Origin of the sequence: Paractinoplanes abujensis (assembly GCF_014204895.1) — a bacterium.
In the GTDB taxonomy this organism is placed as follows: Bacteria; Actinomycetota; Actinomycetes; order Mycobacteriales; family Micromonosporaceae; genus Actinoplanes; species Actinoplanes abujensis.
The window spans coordinates 1,850,735-1,871,107 of sequence record NZ_JACHMF010000001.1 but is presented as its reverse complement, the minus strand read 5'-3'; the positions used below and the strand labels follow the sequence as shown (position 1 = coordinate 1,871,107).

Genomic DNA, 20,373 nt, shown 5'->3' with positions numbered 1-20,373 from the left:
CCGACCCTATCTATGAGGTGGCCCAGTCCCCCAGCGACCAGTCCTGAACCTCGGGCATGTCCTCCAGGTGCTCCACCACGTATTGCTCGTGCCGGGCCAGCTGGGCCTGGCACCACTCCTTGAGCTCGGTCGCGCCCTGCGGCAGCCGGCGGGCGTTGTTGATGGCGTCCATCACCAGGTGGTAGCGCGAGGCCTTGTTGCGGACCGTCATGTCGAACGGGGTGGTCGTGGTGCCCTGCTCGATGAAGCCGCGCACCCGGAACCGGTCGGCGTCGGGCCGGCCGTGCACCAGCTGGTGGATCGCCCCCGGATAGCCGTGGAACGAGAACACCACGTCGACCGTGTCGGTGAACAGCTCGGTGAACAAGGTCTCGCTCATGCCGTGCGGGTGGTCCTTGGGCCGGACGAGCGTCATCAGGTCGACGACGTTGACGACCCGCACCCGCATGCCGGGCAGTTTCTCCTTGAGGATCTGCGCCGCCGCGACGGTCTCCATCGTCACCACGTCGCCCGCGCAGGCCAGGATGATGTCGGGGTCGGAGGCGCCGTCGTCGGTGCCGGCCCAGTTCCAGATGCCGGCGCCGCGGGCGCAGTGCTCGAGGGCCTCGTCCATGGTCAGCCACTGCAGCTGCGGCTGCTTGTCGATGACGATGAGGTTGATGTAGGACTTCGACCGGAAGCAGTGGTCGGCCACCGAGAGCAGGCAGTTCGCGTCCGGCGGCAGATAGACCCGGCTCACCGTGCCGCGCTGGGTCAGCACGTTCTGGATGAGGCCGGGGCCCTGGTGGCTGAAGCCGTTGTGGTCGTTGCGCCACGCCGTCGAGGTGAGCAGCACGTTGAGGCTGGGCACCTTGGCCCGCCACGGCAGGTGGTCGGCCTCCTCCAGCCATTTGCCGTGCTGGATCGTCTGGGAGGCGCTGACCATGGCGAACGCCTCGTACGTGGCGAACAGCCCGTGCCGGCCGGTCAGCGTGTAGCCCTCGAGCCAGCCGTGGCAGTTGTGCTCGCTCAGCACCTCCATGACCCGGCCCTCCGGCCCGAGCGCGTCGTCGCCGGGGTAGACCTTCTCCATGAAGGCGCGGTCGGACACCTCGAAGACCGCGCCGAGCCGATTGCTGTTGGTCTCGTCGGGCGAGAACAGCCGGAACCGGTCCGGGTTGTCGCGGTAGATGTCGCGCATGAACTCGCCCAGCTTGCGGGTCGACTCGGCCCGCAGGGTGGCCGGCGACTTCACCTCGATCGCGTAGTCGCGGAAGTCGGGCAGGTCGAGCTCGCGGGTCAGCACGCCGCCGTTGGCGTGCGGGTTGGCGCTCATCCGCAGCTCACCCGACGGGTTCTGCTCGCCCAGCAGGGCCACCGGCGCGCCGTCGGCGTCGAAGAGTTCCTCCGGCCGGTACGACTTGAGCCAGCGCTCCAGCAGCGCCAGGTGCTCGGGGTTGTCGCGCACGCCGGCCAGCGGCACCTGGTGCGCACGGTAGGTGCCGGTGACCTGCACACCGTCGACGTCGGCCGGGCCCGTCCAGCCCTTCGGGGTGCGCAGCACGATCAGTGGCCACGTCGGGCGTGTGCCGTCCCACTCGCCCGCGCGGGCCGACTCCTGGATCGTCCGGATGCGTCCCCACGCCTCGGCCAGGGCGGCCGCGAACCGGTGGTGCATGCCGGGCACGTCGTCGCCCTCGACCTCGATCACCTCGTAGCCGTGGCCGGAGAGCAGCTCGCGGACTTCGGCCGGGTCCTTGCGGCCGAGCACGGTGGGACCGGAGATCTTCGCGCCGTTGAGATGCAGGATCGGCAGGACAGCGCCGTCGTGCACCGGGTTGAGGAAGGAGACGCCCTTCCACGAGCCCTCCAGCGGCCCCGTCTCGGCCTCGCCGTCGCCGACCACCGCGATCGCCAGCAGGCCGGGGTTGTCGAGGACCGCGCCGAACGCGTGGACCAGCACGTAGCCCAGTTCGCCGCCCTCGTGGATCGAGCCGGGGGTGGTCACCGAGACGTGGCTGGGGATGCCGCCGGGGCTGGAGAACTGGCGGAACAGCTTGCGCAGGCCGGACTCGTCGCGCGTGACCTCGGGATAGACCTCGGTGTACGTGCCTTCGAGATAGCCGGCGGCGACCAGCGCGGGACCGCCGTGACCGGGACCGGTCAGATAGATGGTGTCCTGCCCGGTGTGGCGGATCAGCCGGGACACGTGGGCGTAGACGAAGGACAGGCCGGGGCTGGTGCCCCAGTGACCGAGCAACCGCGGCTTGATGTGCTCGGCCTTGAGCGCCTCGCGGAGCAACGGGTTCGCCTGCAGGTAGATCTGGCCGATGGTCAGATAGTTGGCGGCCCGCCACCAGGCATCGACCCGGTTGAGGTCGGCCTCGTCAAGCGTGGGAAGCAGATCGGAGACAGCCGTAGTCACTCGCTCGTCCCTTCAGACGTCCGGTTGCTGGCATCGAAGCTATGGCCTACCCCGGAACGGCCAATAGAGTCTTTGGTACCGGGTCGAAGTGACTTTTGCGTGTCACTGAACCGACAAGGCCGGTCCATCCGTTCCCCATGGCGTGCCAGAGACCACGGACGACCCGCCAGTCGTCGAGACCCGCCGCGCCCGCGTGAGGAAGCTGCTCCAGCGGCCGAAGATCCAGCTCGCGCTGACGATCACGGCGGCGGTCCTGCTCTTCGCGGCGCTGATCTTCCCGAACGTGCTGTCCCGCCTGACCCCGATCGGCTTCCTGCGGATCCCCGTCGAGGGCGCGGTGATCCTCGGTGTGCTGGCTGTCCTGCCCGGGCGCGCGCGCAAGATCTTCGCCGTCGTCGCCGGTTCGCTCGTCGGGTTGCTGGTCATCGAGAAGTGCCTCGACATGGGCTTCTTCGAGGAACTGAACCGCCCGTTCGACCCCGTGCTGGACTGGGTGCTGTTCGACGACGCGTTCAGCTTCGCAGCCGACTCGTACGGGCGGCCGGCCTCGATCGCCGCCGTCGTCGCGGTCCTCCTGCTGGTCCTGGCCATTCTCGCGCTGACCAGCTGGTCCGTGCTGCGCGTGGGCGATCTGGTGGCCCGCCACAAGAGGCGGTCGGCGATCACCGCGGGCGGCCTGGCCGTGGCCTGGGGGCTCACCTTCGCGCTGGGCGTCTCGATCACCGGGGCCGTGCCGGTGGCCGCGCGCAGCACCGCGACGTACGCGTGGGACCGCGCCCACCAGGCCCGCGCCGGGCTGCGTGACGGCGCCGAGTTCCGGCAGGAGGTGCAGCAGGACGCGTTCAAGACAGTCCCGCCGGCCCGGATGCTGACCGGGCTCGAGGGCAAAGATGTGATCTTCACGTTCGTCGAGAGCTACGGGCGCAGCGCCGTCGAGGGGGTCGCGCTCTCGCCGGTGACCCGCCCGGTGCTCGACGGCGGCGCGGCCGAGCTGAGCAAGGCCGGATTCGCCGCCCGCAGCGGCTGGCTGACCTCGCCCACCTTCGGCGGCGGCAGCTGGCTGGCCCACGCCACCTTCGAGTCCGGTCTGTGGATCAACAACGAGCAGCGTTACCGCAATCTCGTCTCCAGCGACCGGCTCACCCTGACCCGGGCGTTCAAGAACAAGACGTACCGCACGGTCAGCATCATGCCGGGCGCCACCCGGGCCTGGCCCGAGGGCAACTTCTACGGCTACGACCAGGTGTGGGACTCGCGCAACCTCGGCTACCAGGGCCCCAAGTTCAGCTGGTCGCCGATGCCCGACCAGTACACGCTGAAGCACTTCAACGACATCGAGTACAAGAAGACCGGCCGGGGCCCGCTGATGGTCGAGATGCCGCTGGTCTCCAGCCACACCCCGTGGGCGCCGATCCCCGACTACCTGCCCGACTGGAACCAGGTCGGCGACGGCTCGATCTACACGACGATGGAGGCCGCCGGGCAGAAGCCCAAGGCGCTGTGGGCCGAACCGAAGAAGGTACGCGCCGAGTACGGCAAGTCGATCGTCTACTCGCTGACCGCGCTGATCAACTGGATCAAGCTGTACGGCGACGACAACCTGGTGATGGTGTTCGCGGGCGACCACCAGCCGTCCCCCATCGCGGCCGGCGCCGGGGCCAGCCACGACGTGCCGGTCACGATCGTGGCCAAGGACCCCGGGGTGCTCGACCGGGTCACGAGCTGGGGCTGGGCCGAGGGCCTGCGCCCGAAGCCGGAGACCCCCGTGTGGCCGATGAGCGACTTCCGCGACAAGTTCTTCGCGGCGTTCGGCGAGCAGACTCCGGCGTCGTGAACATCTGCGGATTCGGTGGCGGGGTCTCCCGTACGGGAAGGATTTGTTGGTAGCGTCGCGCCATGCCGACGGATTCCGGAGTTGATCGCGCCCGCCTCGCCACCCTGGCCGCCCGCGAACGAGCCACCTTCGCCGAGCGGCGGCCCCGCTCGGCGGCCGCCCACCAGCGTGCCGATCACTTGTTCGGCCGCGTGCCGATGACCTGGATGAACAAGACGGCCGCGGGCTTCCCGATCACGTTCGAGACCGCCCGCGGCAACCGGATCACCGACGTCGACGGCCACGAGTATCTGGACTTCTGCCTGGGCGACACCGGCGCCATGGCCGGGCACTCCCCCGCGCCGGTCGTGCAGGCGGTCACCCGGCGCCTGAACGACCTCGGCGGCGCCACCACCATGCTGCCGACCGAGGACGCGGCGGCCGTCGGCGCCGAACTGGCCCGGCGTTTCGGCCTGCCGTACTGGAGCTTCGCCCTGACCGCCACGGACGCCAACCGGTGGGCCATCCGGCTGCTGCGCGCGGTCACCGGACGACCGAAGATCTTGGTCAACAGCTACTGCTACCACGGCTCGGTCGACGAGTCGCTGATCGTCGTGGGCCCCGACGGGCGGGGGCAGAGCCGCGAGGGCAACGTCGGCGCGCCCACCGACGTCACCGTGACCAGCCGGGTCGCCGAGTTCAACGACCTGGTGGGCCTGGAGCGCGAACTGGCCCACGGCGACGTCGCCGCCGTGCTGATGGAGCCGGCCCTGACCAACATCGGCATCGTGCTGCCCGAGCCGGGTTATCTGGCCGGTGTCCGCGAGCTGACCAGGGCGTACGGCACCTACCTGATCAATGACGAGACGCACACGTTCTCGGCCGGGCCGGGCGGCGCCACCGCGGCCTGGGGCCTCGAGCCCGACGTGCTCACCATCGGCAAGGCGATCGCGGGCGGCATCCCGATCGGGGCCTACGGGCTCAGTGAGGCCCTGGCCGCGACGCTGCTCGCCCGCACCGATCTCGACCTGGTCGACATGGGCGGCGTCGGCGGCACCCTGGCCGGCAACCCGGTGTCGACGGCGGCCGCCCGGGCCTGCCTGGAGCAGGTGCTCACCGAGCCGGCGTTCGAGCACATGATCGCCACGGCCACCGGGTTCGCCACCGGCCTCCGCAAGATCATTGCGACGTACGGGTTGCCGTGGTCGGTCAGTCAGCTCGGCGCGCGCGTGGAATACCGGTTCGCCGACCCCGCCCCGCGCACCGGCACCGAGTCGGCCGCCGCCGCGGACGCCGAGCTCGAGGATTTCCTGCACACCTACCTGGCCAACCGGGGCGTGCTGCTCACCCCGTTCCACAACATGGCGTTGATGGCGCCCCAGACGACCGCGGCCGACGTGGAACGCCACCACGCGGTGTTCGCCGACGCCCTGGCCGAGCTCACGGCCTGACGTCCCGGGTCCGTCCCGCAAGCAGGTGGCAGCCGGGGCCGGGTCCCGATTTCGTCCGGTGGCGACGAGAAGAGGTCACGAATACCCAGGGCACGCACCGTATTGGCTGCCGCCGATGCAACGTGGGCCGGGGCCGGGGTTTCGCGATACGGGCATAAAGACCGCATTCCCGACCGTAGCCTGACATCATGGGTCTGTTCGGAAGGCGGGTCGAAGCCGAGCCCGCGGTGCAGCGCACACCGCCGCGTGACGTCGAGGCGCTCGAAGAGCTGGTCAACAACCTCGAGGGCGTGACCGACGAGGCGAGCAGCTGGCGCATCTACGCCTCAACCAACCAGGAGTTCAACGACCTGGATTACGTAGCCATCTGGATCGTTGAGAACGGTCAGCCCCGGCTCGAGTACGAGGTCGGCCCGATGACCGGCGCGCTCGGCAGCACCGGCCAGGCCGCCCTCGTGCAGCAGGCGATCCGCGGCGGCCACGCGGTCTTCTCGAACGCGGCCGCCGCCGGGAGCGACCAGCGACTGGCCGCCGCCGTGCGGGCCGGAGCCAAGGGCGGCGTCGCCGTGCCCATCATGACCGCTCACCGGGTGAGCGCGGTGATGGAGTACTACACCTCGTACGAGATCGCGCCGGACGCCGCCCTGATCAGCAAGTGGGGCGCCATCGCCCGGGTGGCCGAGCAGGCCCGCGTGGCCGCCCTGACCCGGTTCTACACCCAGCAGGTGGCCGACGACCGGCTCGCCGTGACCAACGTGGTGGCCGCCCTCGGGCACACCAACGACTCCAACGTCGCGCTGCGGGCCGCGCTCGACGCCGTCCGCACCGCGTTCCACTGGGCGTACGGGTCGTACTGGCAGATCGACGACCACGAGAACGTGCTCAAGTTCGCCGTCGAGTCCGGCAACGCGGGCGACGAGTTCAAGAAGGTGACCCTGGCCGCGACCTTCGCCGAGGGCGTCGGCCTGTCCGGGCGGGCCTGGCGGGCCCGCGACCTGGTCTTCGTGCGCGACATCGGCCAGCTCACCGACTGCGTGCGGGCCCCCGCGGCCCAGCGCGCGGGCGTCCGCTCCGGTGTCTGCTTCCCCATCCTCAGCGGCGACCGCATCATCGGCACGATGGACTTCTTCACCACCGAGTACGTGGAGCTGTCGGAGTCACGGATGGACGCGCTGCGCAACGTGCAGCAGCTCGTGTCGCAGCGTCTCGACGTCGTGCGCGGCGCGGAGACCGCCGCCGGCAACGCCCGCGCGCTGCTCGACACCGTCGACCGTCTGCGCACCGCCACCGCCGACGCCAGCCGGGTCGCCGACGAGGCGGTCGGCCGGGCCAGCGACATGACCGGCGACGTGTCGGCGCTCAACGACGCGTCGGCCGCGATCGGCGACGTCATCCAGATCATCTCGTCGATCGCCGACCAGACCAACCTGCTCGCCCTCAACGCCACCATCGAGGCGGCCCGGGCCGGCGAGATCGGCAAGGGCTTCGCGGTCGTCGCGGGCGAGGTCAAGGAACTGGCCCGGGAGACCGCGGAGGCCACGAAGAAGGTCTCCGAGCAGATTGCCGCGCTGCAGTCGAGCGCCGAGTCGGTGGCGGGCGGGATCCGCAGCACCAGCGACACGATCGCGCAGCTCGACGCGGTACAGGCCCGGATCGGCGAAGTGCTCGAGGAGCAGGCCGAGATGGCCCACGCCTTCGAGCACTGAGGGCCCGGCCGCCGGTTTCAATAACGGAAGCGGGAGACCAGGGCCTGCAGCTGGCCGGCCGTGGTGGCCAGGTCGTCGGCCGCGTGCCGGGTCTCCCCGACCGAGGCCGTCGTGCGCTGGGTGGCCTCCGAGACGCCGCCGATCGTGGCCGCGATGTCGCCCGCGCCGGCCGCCGCCTCCGACAGCGTCCGGTTCATCTCCTGCGTGGTGGCCGTCTGCTCCTCCACCGCCGAGGCGATGGTCATCTGGATGCCGTTGATCCGCTCGATGATGGCCGAGATCTCGCCGATCGCCGTCACCGCGTTGCCGGTGTCGCCCTGGATCGTCTGCACCCGCCGCGAGATGTCCTCGGTGGCCTTGGCCGTCTCCTGAGCCAGGTCCTTGACCTCGCCCGCCACGACCGCGAAGCCCTTGCCCGACTCGCCGGCCCGCGCGGCCTCGATCGTCGCGTTCAGCGCGAGCAGGTTGGTCTGCTCGGCGATCGCGGTGATCGTCTTGACCACCGAGGCGATCTCGCTCGACGACTCGCCCAGCCGCGCCACGATGGCGTTGGTGGCCGAGGCGACCTCGACGGCCTGCACCGCCACCTCGGAGGCCTCGGTCGTGGAGACGCTGATGTCGCGGATCGCCGAACCCATCTCCTGCGAGCCCGACGAGACCACCTGCAGGTTGTTGGAGACCGCGTCGGCCGCGGCGGCGACCGTGCCGGCCTGCGCCGACGCCGCCGAGGCGGCCGCGTCGACGGCGCCCGAGACCGCGGTGAGCTGCCCCGACGCCGCGTGCAGGGTGTTGGCGTTGCCGGCCAGCGTCACGACGTCCTGCCGCAACCGGACGACCGCCTGGTCGAGGGCGCCGGCCATCCGGCCCACCTCGTCCTGGGCCGTGACCCCCGACGTACGGGTGAGGTCGCCCTCGGCCAGCCCCTCGGCGACCCGGCCGACCTCGCGCACCGAGCGGCGCACCCCGCCCGCGACCCGGAACCCGAGCAGCAGGCTGGTCAGCACGCCCACGGCCAGCAGGCCGGACACGACCCAGGTGGCCTCGACGGTGTCCCGCTCGGACCGGGTGATCGACTCCTCACCCAGAGCCCGGGCCCGGTCGAGCAGCGCGTTCTGGTCGGCGTTGAGGGCTCCGTACAGCTTCTCGTACGTCTCGACGGCCTGCGCCAGCTGGGCCGGGGTCGCCTTGGTGAGGTCGGTGCCGATGAAATCGAGGTAGGCCTGCCAGTCCGTCCGGGCCTTGGCGGCGGCCGAGCTGCCCGTCGCGTCACCGGCGAACGCCGCATCGAGCTCGTCGAGCGCGGTGTTGACGGCGGCCTTGTTGGCCTCCATGTTCTTGCGGATGCCGTCGGCCAGTGTCGGGTACAGGCGCAGGCTCGAGTTGTTGCCGCTGAACGCCTCGATGTTCTTGGCGAACTGCCCGGCCGCCGACTCCAGCACGATCGTCTTGCGCTGCGCGGCCGCCGTGTCGCTGTTCTGGCCGCGCAGCGTCGCGATGGCGACACCACCCACGACCAGCCCGCTGACGGTGCCCAGCAGAACCGCCGATCCGATTTTGGTGCGCAGCGAGCGGTTGTCGAACGCTCCGAGAAGTCCCATACCGGTGTCTCCCTGTCCCGAGGTGCGCAGACGCAGATCGGCACCGGCGGCTCCGAGGTGAGAGGTCGCGGCACGGTTCCGACAAATACTCCTGAGGCCACGCTAAACGGACGAGCGGCGTGCCGAGTCCACGTTCTCGACATCGGGAACGCCTGGGACAGGTGAGACGGGGACGAAGCGTCCTAGGAGGCTAGGGTCTAGCCGGGCGGAATTCGCCCAGCGGGCCCCGCATCCGCTCGGCGTGGACCGTCAGCAGTGGCCGGGAGCCCATCCCGAGGGCCTTCATCCGGGCGGCCATCGGGTGCTGCCCCAGGCCCACACGGAAGGCGCCCCGGCCCAGGCGCACGCGGGACAGCCGCATCGGCACGGTGCCCCGCAGCAACGTGCCGGCCTGGGCCCCGTGCTCCAGATAGGACCAGGCGGGCAACGAGGCGCGCAAGTCGAAGGGCACACGGAACCGGCCGTGGCGGAACGACGCGCGCATCACCTCGTCGGCGCGGTCCCGCACGACCACGTCGGTCTCCATCTTGGAGAATCGCAGATCGGCGTCCATCAGCCACTTGGGCAGGGCCCAGAAGTCCTGCCCGGCCTCGCGGGTGAACACGCCGGTCACCGGCAGGTCGACGAAGTGCAGGCCGGGCGGGCCGGCGGGACCGCGCACGAGCAGGCCGACACCGACCTCGTCGTACGACTTGAGCGCCCACTCGTCGTAGTGCACGCACATGAGCACGCCGATCGCCCGGCCGAACACCGTGAACGGGCGCAACGGCGTGCCCTCGAGGACCGAACGGGCCGGGGCGGGCGGAGCGGTGAACACGGCCGAGGTCATGCGGGCCGACGTGATCTCCACCGGCAGGGTGACCGTCTCGCCCTGCAGGGTCCACACACCGTCACCCGTACGCTCCGCCATGGACCGACCCTACCGGCACAGGGTGGCCGGGCCGAGCGCGACGTGGTAGGGCTTCGATATGTCGACGACGACAATGGGCGTGCTGCGCGAGACCGCCGGCCGCGAGCGCCGGGTGGCGATGACCCCGGACGGTGTGACCCGGCTACGGCGTACGGGGGTGCGGGTTCTGGTCGAGACCGGGGCGGGCCGCCACGCCTGGTTCGACGACGCCGACTACGCCGCGGCCGGCGCCGACATCGGGGCCCGGCCGCAGGTGTACGACGAGAGCGACGTGCTGCTGGTGGTGCGCCCACCCGAGGACGTGACCGCGCTGCCCGCGGGCCGGGTGCTGATCGGGCTGCTCGACCCCCTCGGCGATCCCGCCCTGGCCGGGGCGCTGGCCGCGCAGGGCGTCACGGCGATCAGCCTCGACCTGCTGCCCCGCACGCTCAGCCGGGCCCAGCCGATGGACGCGCTGACCTCACAGGCCAATGTGGCCGGTTACAAAGCGGCGCTGCTGGCCGCGGAGGCGTATGGGGGCTTCTTCCCGATGCTGGTCACGGCGGCCGGCACCGCGCGGCCGGCCCAGGTGCTCGTGCTCGGGGCGGGGGTGGCCGGGCTGCAGGCCATCGCCACCGCGCGGCGGCTCGGGGCGCTGGTGACGGGTTACGACGTACGGGTGCAGGCGCAGGCCGATATCGCCTCGACCGGGGCTGCGGTCCTGTCGCTGGAGGTGTCGCAGAACGGGAAGGACGGCTATGCGCAGGCCATGGACGAGGACGTGGCGGCGGTCCAGCTGCGTGCGCTGACCCAGGCCGTACCCCGGTTCGACGTGGTGATCACGACGGCCAGGGTTCCGGGCGGGCGCTCGCCTTTGCTGGTGTCGGAGGACGCGTTACGGGGCATGCGGGCCGGGTCGGTAGTGCTCGACCTGGGTGGCGGCAACGTGGCCGGTTCCGCTCCCGACACCCGTACGGTCACCGAGCACGGCGTCACGGTGATCGGCGCACCCAACCTGGCGGCCACGGTGCCGGTCGCGGCGTCCACGGCGTACGCGAGAAACATCGTCGCCCTCGTAAGCAGTTTGCTGCCCGAAGGGCGTCTACCCAGTGAGAGCAACGACGAGGTTTTCGCGGCAGTCCTGATCTGCCGCGACGGCGTCGTCGTGCACCCCCGCCTCAAGGAACTGGAGATCCGATGAGCCCACTGCTGCTGGCCGACCTCACGGTGTTCACGCTCGGCCTGCTCGTCGGTTTCGAGGTGATCAGCAAGGTGCCGGCCACTCTGCACACCCCGCTGATGTCCGGGGCCAACGCGATCCACGGCGTGGTGCTGGTCGGCGTCATGGTGCTGGCCGCCACGATCTCCACCCCGGTGGGTTACGCGCTGCTGGCCGTGGCCGCGTTCTTCGCCGCGATGAACGTGGCCGGGGGTTACGTGGTGACCGACCGGATGCTCGCCATGTTCCGGAGCCGGTCGTGAGCGCCTTCGACACGGTCGTCCACCTGATCTATCTGGCCTGCGCCACGGCCTTCGTGATCGGGCTGCACCTGATGAACGCGCCCTCGACGGCCCGGCGCGGCAACCAGGTCTCGGCGGCCGGCATGGGCGTGGCCGTCCTGGTCACCCTGGCCGTGCTGATCGAGGGCCGGCAGATCAACGCGTACGCGGCCTGGGCGCTGGGCCTGGGCACGGCCGGTGGCGCGGCGGCGGGGCTGGTGGCCGCGCGGGTGGTCCGCATGACAGCCATGCCGCAGCTGGTCAGCCTGTTCAACGCGGTCGGTGGGGGCGCGGCGGCCCTGATCGCGCTGGGCGAGCGCCCGGCCTCGACGCAGGCCGAGGTCACCGGCGTGCTCGACGTGCTGATCGGCGCGCTCACGTTCAGCGGGTCGCTGATCGCCTCGGGCAAGCTGGCCGGGCGGGTGCCGGGCCGCCCGGTCGTGGTGCCGTACGGGCGGTTCGCGTGGATCGGCCTCGGGCTGGTCGCGGCCGTCCTGGCGGTGCTGGTGGTCGGGTTCGGCGGCGGTCAGGCGGCGCTGCTCGGGGCGGCCGTGGTGGCCCTGATCGCGGGCGTGCTGCTGACGCTGCCGATCGGCGGGGCCGACATGCCGGTGGTCATCTCGCTGCTCAACGCCTGCACGGGCACGGCGGTGGCGATGGCCGGGTTCGTGCTCGGGAGCACCCCGCTGATCATCGCGGGGGCGCTGGTCGGGGCGGCCGGGGCGATCCTGACCAAGCTGATGGCCGACGCGATGAACCGGCCGATCAGCGCGATCATGGCGGGCGGCTACGGCACCGGCGACGCCGTCGCGGTCGAGGCGGGCTCTCCGGCGGCGGCCGTCCGCGAGATCACGGCGGACGACGCGGCGATCCAGCTGGCGTACGCGGGCCGGGTCGTCATCGTGCCCGGTTACGGGCTGGCCGCCGCGCAGGCCCAGCACGAGGTGGTGGCGCTGGCCGAGGCGCTGACCGCGCACGGGGTGGAGGTGTCGTACGCGATCCACCCGGTCGCCGGCCGCATGCCCGGGCACATGAACGTGCTGCTGGCCGAGGCCAACGCCCCCTACGAGCAGCTGCAGGACCTGGAGGAGAGCAATCCCGCCTTCCCCCGCACGGACGTGGCGCTGGTGATCGGGGCCAACGACGTGACCAACCCGGCGGCGCGGCGGGCCGGCAACCCGGTGTCGGGCATGCCGATCCTCGACGTCGACCTGGCCCGCAGCGTCATCGTGATCAAGCGGTCGCTCGGCCACGGGTACGCGGGGATCGACAACGAGCTCTACTCCGACCCGCGCACGGCGATGCTCTTCGCGGACGCCAAGAAGGGGCTCAACGCCCTGTTGACGGGGGTGTCGGCGTACGCGAAATAGGCTCTCGTCTTGACTAAGCAAGATCCACTTGGGACTCTCGGTGGCGGATCGCTCACCCTCCGCCGCTCCCGGGAGTGTTGCCGTGCAGAGTCCGCAGATGTCCGCGCTGCTCGACGACCCGGCCGCGCTGCACGAGTGGTGGCAGCGCGTCACCGCCAACGGCACGCCCCTGGTCGAGCCATGGCGCGACGACTCGCAACTGGTGACGTTCCTGTGGCGGGGCTCGGCCCGCAGCACGCGCGTGTGGTGGGGGCTCGACGTGCCGCTGGAAAGGATGCGCGGCAACGATCTGTGGTATGCGACCCGGGTGCTGCCGTCCGACCTGAGCACGGCCTACTGCCTGGTGCACGACGGCGTCGAAACCCTGCCGCGCGACGCCTCCGGCCGGGGCCCGGCCCACCTCGACGCGCACAACCCCGCGCGCCTGCGCTTCCCGGCCGACCCGGGCGACCCCGGCGACCACGACGTCTGGGTGTCCGCGCTGACCCTGCCGGACGCCCCGCCCGAGCCGTGGCTGGCCCCGCGCCCGGGTGTGTCCCCGGGCGAGTTGACCAGGGCTCCGTTCGGCCGCGAGGTGGTCGTCTACCAACCGGCCGGCACGCCGGCGGCCGGGCTGCCGGTGCTGGTCGTGTTTGACGGCTGGGTTGCCCGCGAGGTGCAGCACGTGCCGGCCGTCCTGGACAACCTGATCGCCGCGGGCGAGATCCCGCCGCTGGTCGCGTTGTTCGTCAGCAGCCACGCCGCCGACCGTGACGACGAGTTGTCCCCGGCCGGGGCGATGCCCGGCTTCGTGACCGGCGAACTGCTCCCGTGGGCCCGCACGACCCTCGAGGCCGGGCTCGACGCGCGGGCCAACATGATCACCGGCGCCTCCCGGGGCGGCCTGACCGCGGCGCACATCGCGCTGACCGCCCCCGGCAACTTCGGCGCGGTCATCTCGCAATCGGGCAGCTTCTGGTGGCCCGGCGAGGCGCCCGGGCAGCTGATCCGCGAGGTGGCCCGGCGGCCGCTCGCCGACGTACGGTTCTACCTGGACGTGGGGATCTTCGAGACGTTCCCGGCGCCCGGCGGGGCGCCGTCGCAGATCGACATGAACCGGGCCATGCGCGATGCGCTGCGCAAGCGGGGCTACTCGGTGACCTATGCCGAATACTCGGGCGGCCACGACTACGTGAACTGGCGGCGCACGTTCGCCGACGGCCTGATCGCGGTGGCGGGGGTGCGCGCATGACGCCGGGCGGCCCACGGCACGGGCAGGACAACCGACACGCCCGGGCCGGGGTGCGGCGGGGGCCCGACGACGGCCGAGACGCCCGGGCGGGGGTGCGCGCATGACGGCCGTCGAGACGCTGGGTGAGCTGTGGGCCGTCTGGGCCTCGTACGGGAAAGGCTGACCGCCGAGCAGTGGGAGGCCCCGACCCGGCTGGAACCGTGGACCGTGCGGGAGCTCTACGCGCACGCCTGCCAGTGGCCGCGCTGGCTGGGTTACGTCGCCACGCAGACCTGCGACACCCCGCCGACCCACCATGGCACGGCCGCGTTGCTGACGACCTTCAACGCGCCCGGCGGCATCGCCACCCGTAACCGTGAGCAGGTGGCGGCCAAGGCCGTCGAGGTCGCCGCGGAACGCACGACCGAGCAGATGACGGCCGCGTTCGCCGAGGCCGGGCCGCGCTCGCTGGACGCCGCGGGCAAACTCGGCCAGACCGTCGTCGACTACCTCGGCACCGGGCGGATGCGGATCGGCGAGGTGCTGGGCATCGGCATCGTGGAGGCCACCGTGCACCTGCTCGACCTGCAACGTGCCCTCGGCGAGCCGCCGTCGGTGCCCGCCGCAGGGCTGGCCCGCACCTCGGCGGTCCTGACCGAGATGGCGGGCCCGATCGGCCTGGTGGAGGCGCTGACCGGGCGGGCGTCAGTGCTCACGTGACCGACACCGGCGCCGGCACGGCCACCCCGGCGAAGACCAGCGCGAGGGCGGGCAACCCCATGGCGTCAGTTCGCCCCACTACAGTTCCGGAGGTGGAGATCCTTTCCGGTGGCGGCATCAACGAGGTCGTAAAGATCGGCGATTCCGTACGCCGCCCGGCCGGTCCGTGGTCGGCGAACGTGCACGCGTTGCTGCGTCACCTGCGGGCGGCCGGCTTCACGAACGCGCCCGAAGTGCGGTCCACCGCGGACGGCTACGAGTTCCTGTCCTACCTGCCCGGCGACGTCTCCAACTATCCGCTCACCCCGGCGGCCGAGTCCGTGACCGCCCTGACATCGGCGGCGAAGCTGCTGCGGGCCTACCACGACGCGACCGTCCCCTTCGCCCGCACGGCGCCGCGCGACGGCTGGCAGGTGCCCGCGAGGGACCCGGTCGAGGTCATCTGCCACGGTGATTACGCGCCGCACAACTGCGCGCTCGACGGCACCACGGTGACCGGCGTGTTCGACTTCGACTTCGCGCATCCCGGTCCGCGGCTGTGGGACATCGCGTACGCGGCCTACCGCTGGGTTCCCCTGACCACGGTCGAGTCGGACCTCCCCGCCACCGTGCAGGCCGAGCGGCTGCGTACGTTCTGCGACACGTACGGCCTGGACGCCGAGTCACGCTCCCGCCTGATCGACACGGTTGCCGCCCGCCTGCACGCGCTGGTCGACGTGATGCAGACCCGGGCCGCCGCCGGTGACAAGGCCTTCGCGAGTCACCTGGCCGACGGACACCACACGATCTACCTGACCGACGCCGACTACGTGCTTGCCGTGCATCGAAAGAGTTAGGCGGATCGGCGGCCCGACAGCGGTGGGACGGCCGATACCCCGAAGTTGCGCCACCTCCGTAGCGTGAGGTTGCGCCGCGATTACGCGGCGTTCCGAGACGAGGGAGCGCACAGTGCCGAAGCTGGGGTGGTCGCGCTCGCTCTCCGTGGCCCTGATCGTCTTCGTGGCCTGGGCGATGACCGGCCAGGCGTCGGCCCTCATGGTGCCCCGAGCCGCGACCGGCGGCTCCCCCGTGCTGCCGGTCGCCCGGGTCGAGGCCGACCACGGCCTGCTCGACCGCGGGCTGACCTGTACGGGCACGCTGATCGCGCCGACGTGGGTGGTGACCGCGCAGCACTGCACCAACATCGGCCGCCGGCCCGGGCGCCCCTACCGGCCGCAGGACGTCAAGGTCCACTTCGATGAGCCCGTACGGGTGGTGGCCGTGCACCAGATGCCCGGCTACGACCCGGCGTCAATGGTCAACGACGTCGCCCTGCTGCAGCTGGCCGCGCCCGTGACCGCGGTGACGCCGGCCCGGATCGCGACCGGTCCGCTGCCCTCACCCACCGGGGCGCAGGTCTACGGCTTCGGCGCCTCCGCCACCGGCCTGCACACCGCCGACGTGCGGGTCACCTCGCGGGCCGCCGTCAACGACGGGCCGTGCCTGTTCCCGGCCGGGCCGCTCACCTTCGTCCAGTCCGTGCACGGCGGATCGACCCCGGGCGACAGCGGCGGCCCGATGCTGCACTGGCAGCAGGACCGGCCGCTGCTGCAGACGATCACGGCGGGCGCGGCCGACCGCACCACCTGCGGCACCCCGCGGCTGGAGGCCCACCCGGAGTCGTGGGTCGGCATCTACAACCGGGTCGACCGGGCCAGTTCGGCCGGTTCGTTCCTGGCCCTGCACGTCCCCGGCCTCTGACCTCCCCTGACGGATTAAGCCCAACGGCCTCCCCAACGCGAGGGGGCCGACCCGGCAGGTCAGCCGATTCCCCGTGCCAAGAGCAGTTCGTAATTTGTAGTCGGCGCATCGAGCTTGCTGAAGGACCGGGCCGGCGACCTTGGGGAACCTGGTCGCGGCCGGTCCCGTGACCGCCGCCGGCAAACGCTTCGTCCAGGCGCGCCGGTGGGGTCACAGGCCGGGGTGGGCGGGTCGCGGGGCGGCGGCCCGCCCACCCGGCGGCCACAATGCAGTGATGGACTACCTGACCGCGCTCGGTTCCCTGTTCGCCGCCGAGGGACGCCACGACCCGTATCCGGCCTACGACGTGATCAGGGCCCAGGCGCCCGTCTTGCGCGCCCCCGACGAACGCTGGTACGTCACCACGCACGCCCTGGTCAACCGGTTGCTGCGCGACACCACCATGCGGCTGGCCGACGCGGGCGACTACGACCAGTTCTGGCCCGACTGGCGGCAGAACCGCGGGGTCGCCTCGGTGGTGCTGTCCATGTTGCAGACCAACCCGCCCGACCACACCCGCGTACGCCGGGCCGCCGCGACCACCTTCACACCCCGCCGGATCGCCGCCATGCGCGACGTGATCGCCGCCCAGGCCGAGGAACTGATCACGGCGATGCCCGCCGAGGCCGACTTCATGACGGCGTTCGCCTATCCCCTGCCCGTCGGCGTGATCTGCGCACTGCTCGGCGTGCCCGAAACCGACCGTCCCTGGTTCCGGCAACGCGCCCACGACCTGACGATCGTGCTCGAACCGATCAGCACGGCCGACGAGATGCACCTGGCCGACGTGGCCGGGCGCGAACTCGAGGACTACTTCACCGGCCTGATCGCCGACCGTCAGAAGCACCCGCAGGAGGACCTGACCACCGCGTTGGTCGAGGCCGGCGCCCTGTCCGGCGAAGAGTTGCTGGCCAACCTGGTGCTGCTGCTCGTGGCCGGCTTCGAGACCACGGCCAACCTGCTCGGCACCGGCCTGCACCTGCTGCTCTCCCAGCCGGCCCAGGCCGGCCGGTTGCGCGCCGACCCGTCACTGGCCCCCGATGTCGTCGAGGAGATCCTGCGGTACGACTCCCCCGTGCAGCTCACCACCCGGTTCGCCACCGAGCCGTTCGAGGTGGACGGCATCGCGGTGCCGGCCGGCGCCGCGCTGACCATGCTGCTCGGCTCGGCCAACCGCGACCCGGCCCGCTACGACGACCCGCACCGCTTCGACCCCGACCGCCCGAACATCCAGCCGGTGTCGTTCGGCGGCGGCGCCCACTACTGCCTGGGCGCCCCGCTCGCCCGCATGGAGGCCCAGGTGGCGCTGCCGCTGCTGCTGAACCGGTTGCCGGGCCTGGCCCTCAACGGCGACGCCGTACGCCGGGACCGGCTTGTGCTGCGCGGCTACTCCGAGGTGCCGATCACCACGGGAATCGCTTCGTAGCCCCGCAGCACGAAGGTGGGCCGGTTGACGGGCTCGGCGGCCAGTTCGAGTCGTAACGGCAACAATGCCCTGAGGCCGGCCTGCAACTCGATGCGCGCGAGGGGTGCGCCCAGACAGAAGTGCAGGCCCGCGCCGAACCCGAGGTGCGGGTTGGGGTCACGGCTCACGTCGAAGGTGTCGGGCTCCGCGAACACCGCCGGGTCCCGGTTGGCCGCCCCGAGCAACGCCGCGATCCGGTGGCCGGCCGGGACCCGTACGCCCGCGATCTCCACGTCGGCCGCCGCCGTCCGCACGAACATGTGCAGCGGGGAGTCGTACCGGATCATCTCCTCGGCCGCCGTGGGGATCAGGCTCGGATCCTCGCGCAGCCGGCTCAGCTGCGCCGGATGCCGCAGCAGCGCGACCATGCCCCCGCCGAGCGCGTTCACCGAGGCCTCATGGCCGGCGTTGAGCAACAGAATCGCCGACGCTACCAGCTCGTCGGGAGCCAATTCCCGTACGGCGACCAGGTGACTGATCAGATCGTCGCGCGGCTCCTCAGCGCGACGAGCGGCCAGATCCCGCAAATAGGCGGCGAACTCCCGGCACGCGTCGAGAGCGGCTCGCTCGGTCTCCGGCGTACGGGAAACCTCATACATCCGCACGATCGCCGCCGACCAGGGACGCAGCCGGGGCCGGTCCGCTTGCGGCACCCCGAGCAACTCGGCGATGACCGTGACCGCCAAGGGTCCGGCCACATCGGCCAGCAGGTCGAACCGCGGCCCCGCCTCTCGCACCAGCTTCCCCGCGGCGGCGGCGATCGGTTCCCGCAGCCGCTCGACATGCCCCCGCGCGAAGGCCTTGGCCACGAGCGATCGCAGCCGGGTGTGCACGGGTGGCTCGTTCTCCATCATCTGATTGCGGTGCAACAGATTGAACGGCTCGTACACCTCGGCCGGCTCCCGGTCCTGCCAGAACCGCCCCAGCCGCCGATCCCGCAACACCGCATCGGCCGCGGCGTGACCGGCCGCCAGGAACTGCCCGGTCGGCTCGTGCCACGTGACCGCCCCCTGCTCCCGCAGAGCGGCCAGCCCGGGATAGGGGTCCTGAATGAACGCGGGGTCGGTGAAGTCGATCGCCACGTACGGCACGTTATAGCCTTGCCGCGGTGACCCTCCTGCGCAGCGTCGAGAACCCCGGCTACCAGGTCGCGAACGGCGTGGTCCTGCTGCTCGACCCGGGAGCGCGCGACGAGCCCCGGATCCGGGGCAGCTTCGCGTGCTCGGGCGCGGGCTGGGCCGCGGTGGAATCGACCGCCGGCCATGTCCGCGTCCGGCTGGAGAGCCACGGCACCGAACCTCCCACGACCGCCGGGGACCGGCTCGACGACATGACCTTGCCCTTCGTCAGCGTCACCGGCCGGGTTCAATTGGCCTGACCTGACGGCGCTGCTGGCCGTACCGGAACCTGCCGGCACCCATGCGCTGACCGTCGCCGCGCGGACCGCTCAGGTCTTCGCACGGCCACGACGCGCGATGAACTCAGACGGTCGTCGAGTCAGCCCCGCGCCGCCCTATCACCCTGCCGGGCGCGGCCCCGGCGAGCAGTCCGGTTCCACCGGGCGACCGGCTCCGCCGCGGCTCACCGGTCAAGGTCACCGTCGTCTCCCAGAAGGGCCGCCGGGCGCCGCTCCACCGCCGCGGCGGCAGTCCACGCCGATCGTGCTGCCGGACGACGCACCGATGTAAAGCGCCTGGGAAACCGCCCGCGGAACCGTCCGCCGCACGGCTGCGGCCGCTCTGCACATCCACCCCGACGGCACCGTGGCTGTCCTGGGCACCCAGGTCACGCCCACCGTGCTCCGCAGCCCCGACGGCCGCCACCTGGCCATCACCGAGAAGCAACTCGGCCCGGACCCCCACCTGCGATTGCGGCTCGTGGACCTGGTGGACGCCACCGAGCACACCATGCCGTGGCCCCCGACGACCTCACCGTACGGGCCGGCGGCCTGCACAACCGGACGGTCTACTTCACCGCAGGTGGCCGCCCCGGCCTGACGATGCGCTGGACCCCGGACACGCCACCCCAGCCGTTGCAAGCCCCGGCCTGGGCCGTGGACCCGCACACCGGTGCGACCCTCACCGGAAACCCACCGGCGCCGTTACAGCTGACCCTCCCCGACGGCACGACAAGGCCGACCACTGCCGAACCGCATTTCACCTTTTCGCCGGGAGGTGTGCTGTTCGCCCTTCACTCCGGGCCGCCGACCATACACCTTGCCGACGCCACCCCGCAGGTCATCAACCTGCCGGCATCAGCGCAGGAGAGCACGATCGACAACTACGCGGTCTGGGAAACCAAACAACACGTGCTGCTTCCGCTGACCGGCACACCCGCGGCGTTGCGAGTGGACACGGAGACGGGCGAGTGCGAGGTTGCCACCATGCCGGCCGGCATCCTCACCCATCCGCTGATGACGGACGACCAACCTGCCTAGGCTCCGTGCGGCGCCATCGCGGACGCCGCGA

18 protein-coding genes are annotated in these 20,373 nt (G+C 71.6%); 14 read left to right on the top strand and 4 right to left on the bottom strand.

The features are described 5' to 3' along the window. Positions 1-10: 10 nt before the first annotated feature. A complete protein-coding gene (locus BKA14_RS08015; RefSeq protein WP_184950271.1) occupies positions 11-2,404 on the bottom strand; it encodes a phosphoketolase family protein in 2,394 nt (797 codons plus the stop codon). Between the two features lie 142 nt (positions 2,405-2,546). On the opposite strand from BKA14_RS08015, the gene BKA14_RS08010 reads away from it, so the two are divergent. The 3 genes from BKA14_RS08010 to BKA14_RS08000 all read left to right on the top strand — a co-directional run bounded on the left by BKA14_RS08010 (position 2,547) and on the right by BKA14_RS08000 (position 7,374). Beyond that, positions 2,547-4,238 (top strand): sulfatase-like hydrolase/transferase, encoded by a 1,692-nt coding sequence (locus BKA14_RS08010; RefSeq protein ID WP_311776104.1) that lies wholly within the window; start codon positions 2,547-2,549, stop codon positions 4,236-4,238. A gap of 62 nt (positions 4,239-4,300) precedes the next feature. Next, positions 4,301-5,668, top strand: coding sequence for a transaminase (locus BKA14_RS08005; RefSeq protein WP_184950270.1), 1,368 nt, complete (start codon positions 4,301-4,303; stop codon positions 5,666-5,668). 188 nt (positions 5,669-5,856) lie between these two features. Next, entirely contained in the window at positions 5,857-7,374 is a 1,518-nt protein-coding gene (locus BKA14_RS08000; RefSeq protein WP_184950269.1) for a methyl-accepting chemotaxis protein, read from the top strand. Between the two features lie 17 nt (positions 7,375-7,391). On the opposite strand, the gene BKA14_RS07995 is transcribed toward BKA14_RS08000, so the two are convergent. Together BKA14_RS07995 and BKA14_RS07990 are read right to left on the bottom strand one after the other, a co-directional pair. Next, positions 7,392-8,972 carry a methyl-accepting chemotaxis protein gene (locus tag BKA14_RS07995; RefSeq protein ID WP_184950268.1) on the bottom strand — a complete coding sequence of 527 codons (1,581 nt, stop codon included), beginning with the start codon at positions 8,970-8,972 and terminating at the stop codon, positions 7,392-7,394. A 190-nt stretch (positions 8,973-9,162) separates the two neighbouring features. Further along, complete coding sequence (locus BKA14_RS07990; RefSeq protein ID WP_184950267.1) at positions 9,163-9,882, bottom strand: acetoacetate decarboxylase family protein; 720 nt, start codon at positions 9,880-9,882, stop codon at positions 9,163-9,165. 58 nt (positions 9,883-9,940) lie between these two features. On the opposite strand from BKA14_RS07990, the gene BKA14_RS07985 reads away from it, so the two are divergent. From BKA14_RS07985 to BKA14_RS07950, 8 genes are all read left to right on the top strand, one after another. Further along, entirely contained in the window at positions 9,941-11,062 is a 1,122-nt protein-coding gene (locus BKA14_RS07985; RefSeq protein WP_184950266.1) for a Rossmann-fold NAD(P)-binding domain-containing protein, read from the top strand. Then, positions 11,059-11,343 carry a proton-translocating transhydrogenase family protein gene (locus tag BKA14_RS07980; RefSeq protein ID WP_184950265.1) on the top strand — a complete coding sequence of 95 codons (285 nt, stop codon included), beginning with the start codon at positions 11,059-11,061 and terminating at the stop codon, positions 11,341-11,343. Before BKA14_RS07985 ends, BKA14_RS07980 begins: the two co-directional genes overlap by 4 nt. Next, a complete protein-coding gene (locus tag BKA14_RS07975; RefSeq protein ID WP_184950264.1) occupies positions 11,340-12,731 on the top strand; it encodes an NAD(P)(+) transhydrogenase (Re/Si-specific) subunit beta in 1,392 nt (463 codons plus the stop codon). The genes BKA14_RS07980 and BKA14_RS07975 overlap by 4 nt, the downstream gene beginning before the upstream one ends. Before the next feature lie 82 nt (positions 12,732-12,813). After that, entirely contained in the window at positions 12,814-13,962 is a 1,149-nt protein-coding gene (locus BKA14_RS07970; protein WP_311776103.1) for an alpha/beta hydrolase-fold protein, read from the top strand. 129 nt (positions 13,963-14,091) lie between these two features. Next, entirely contained in the window at positions 14,092-14,661 is a 570-nt protein-coding gene (locus BKA14_RS07965; RefSeq protein WP_184950263.1) for a maleylpyruvate isomerase N-terminal domain-containing protein, read from the top strand. A gap of 92 nt (positions 14,662-14,753) precedes the next feature. Beyond that, on the top strand, positions 14,754-15,497 hold the full coding sequence (locus BKA14_RS07960) for an aminoglycoside phosphotransferase family protein (RefSeq protein ID WP_221477234.1): 744 nt from the start codon (positions 14,754-14,756) through the stop codon (positions 15,495-15,497). Between the two features lie 112 nt (positions 15,498-15,609). Continuing rightward, on the top strand, positions 15,610-16,401 hold the full coding sequence (locus BKA14_RS07955) for a S1 family peptidase (protein WP_184950262.1): 792 nt from the start codon (positions 15,610-15,612) through the stop codon (positions 16,399-16,401). A gap of 274 nt (positions 16,402-16,675) precedes the next feature. Further along, positions 16,676-17,866, top strand: a complete 1,191-nt coding sequence (locus BKA14_RS07950) for a cytochrome P450 (protein ID WP_184950261.1) — start codon at positions 16,676-16,678, stop codon at positions 17,864-17,866. Here the strand turns inward: BKA14_RS07950 and BKA14_RS07945 are convergent. Further along, entirely contained in the window at positions 17,827-18,987 is a 1,161-nt protein-coding gene (locus tag BKA14_RS07945) for a cytochrome P450 (RefSeq protein WP_184950260.1), read from the bottom strand. The genes BKA14_RS07950 and BKA14_RS07945 overlap by 40 nt on opposite strands. A gap of 26 nt (positions 18,988-19,013) precedes the next feature. Here BKA14_RS07945 and BKA14_RS07940 point away from each other — a divergent pair, with 26 nt between their 5' ends. From BKA14_RS07940 to BKA14_RS07930, 3 genes are all read left to right on the top strand, one after another. Further along, on the top strand, positions 19,014-19,283 hold the full coding sequence (locus BKA14_RS07940; RefSeq protein ID WP_184950259.1) for a hypothetical protein: 270 nt from the start codon (positions 19,014-19,016) through the stop codon (positions 19,281-19,283). 385 nt (positions 19,284-19,668) lie between these two features. Continuing rightward, a complete protein-coding gene (locus tag BKA14_RS07935; protein WP_184950258.1) occupies positions 19,669-19,902 on the top strand; it encodes a hypothetical protein in 234 nt (77 codons plus the stop codon). A gap of 2 nt (positions 19,903-19,904) precedes the next feature. Further along, positions 19,905-20,342, top strand: coding sequence for a hypothetical protein (locus BKA14_RS07930; protein ID WP_184950257.1), 438 nt, complete (start codon positions 19,905-19,907; stop codon positions 20,340-20,342). Positions 20,343-20,373 lie beyond the last annotated feature (31 nt).

Bases quoted from the DNA above. Each gene is read 5' to 3' on its own strand.
- BKA14_RS08005 (WP_184950270.1), top strand. From the start codon at position 4,301: ATGCCGACGGATTCCGGAGTTGATCGCGCCCGCCTCGCCACCCTGGCC.
- BKA14_RS08000 (WP_184950269.1), top strand. From the start codon at position 5,857: ATGGGTCTGTTCGGAAGGCGGGTCGAAGCCGAGCCCGCGGTGCAGCGC.
- BKA14_RS07995 (WP_184950268.1), bottom strand. From the start codon at position 8,972: ATGGGACTTCTCGGAGCGTTCGACAACCGCTCGCTGCGCACCAAAATC.
- BKA14_RS07990 (WP_184950267.1), bottom strand. From the start codon at position 9,882: ATGGCGGAGCGTACGGGTGACGGTGTGTGGACCCTGCAGGGCGAGACG.
- BKA14_RS07985 (WP_184950266.1), top strand. From the start codon at position 9,941: ATGTCGACGACGACAATGGGCGTGCTGCGCGAGACCGCCGGCCGCGAG.
- BKA14_RS07980 (WP_184950265.1), top strand. From the start codon at position 11,059: ATGAGCCCACTGCTGCTGGCCGACCTCACGGTGTTCACGCTCGGCCTG.
- BKA14_RS07950 (WP_184950261.1), top strand. From the start codon at position 16,676: ATGGACTACCTGACCGCGCTCGGTTCCCTGTTCGCCGCCGAGGGACGC.
- BKA14_RS07930 (WP_184950257.1), top strand. From the start codon at position 19,905: ATGCGCTGGACCCCGGACACGCCACCCCAGCCGTTGCAAGCCCCGGCC.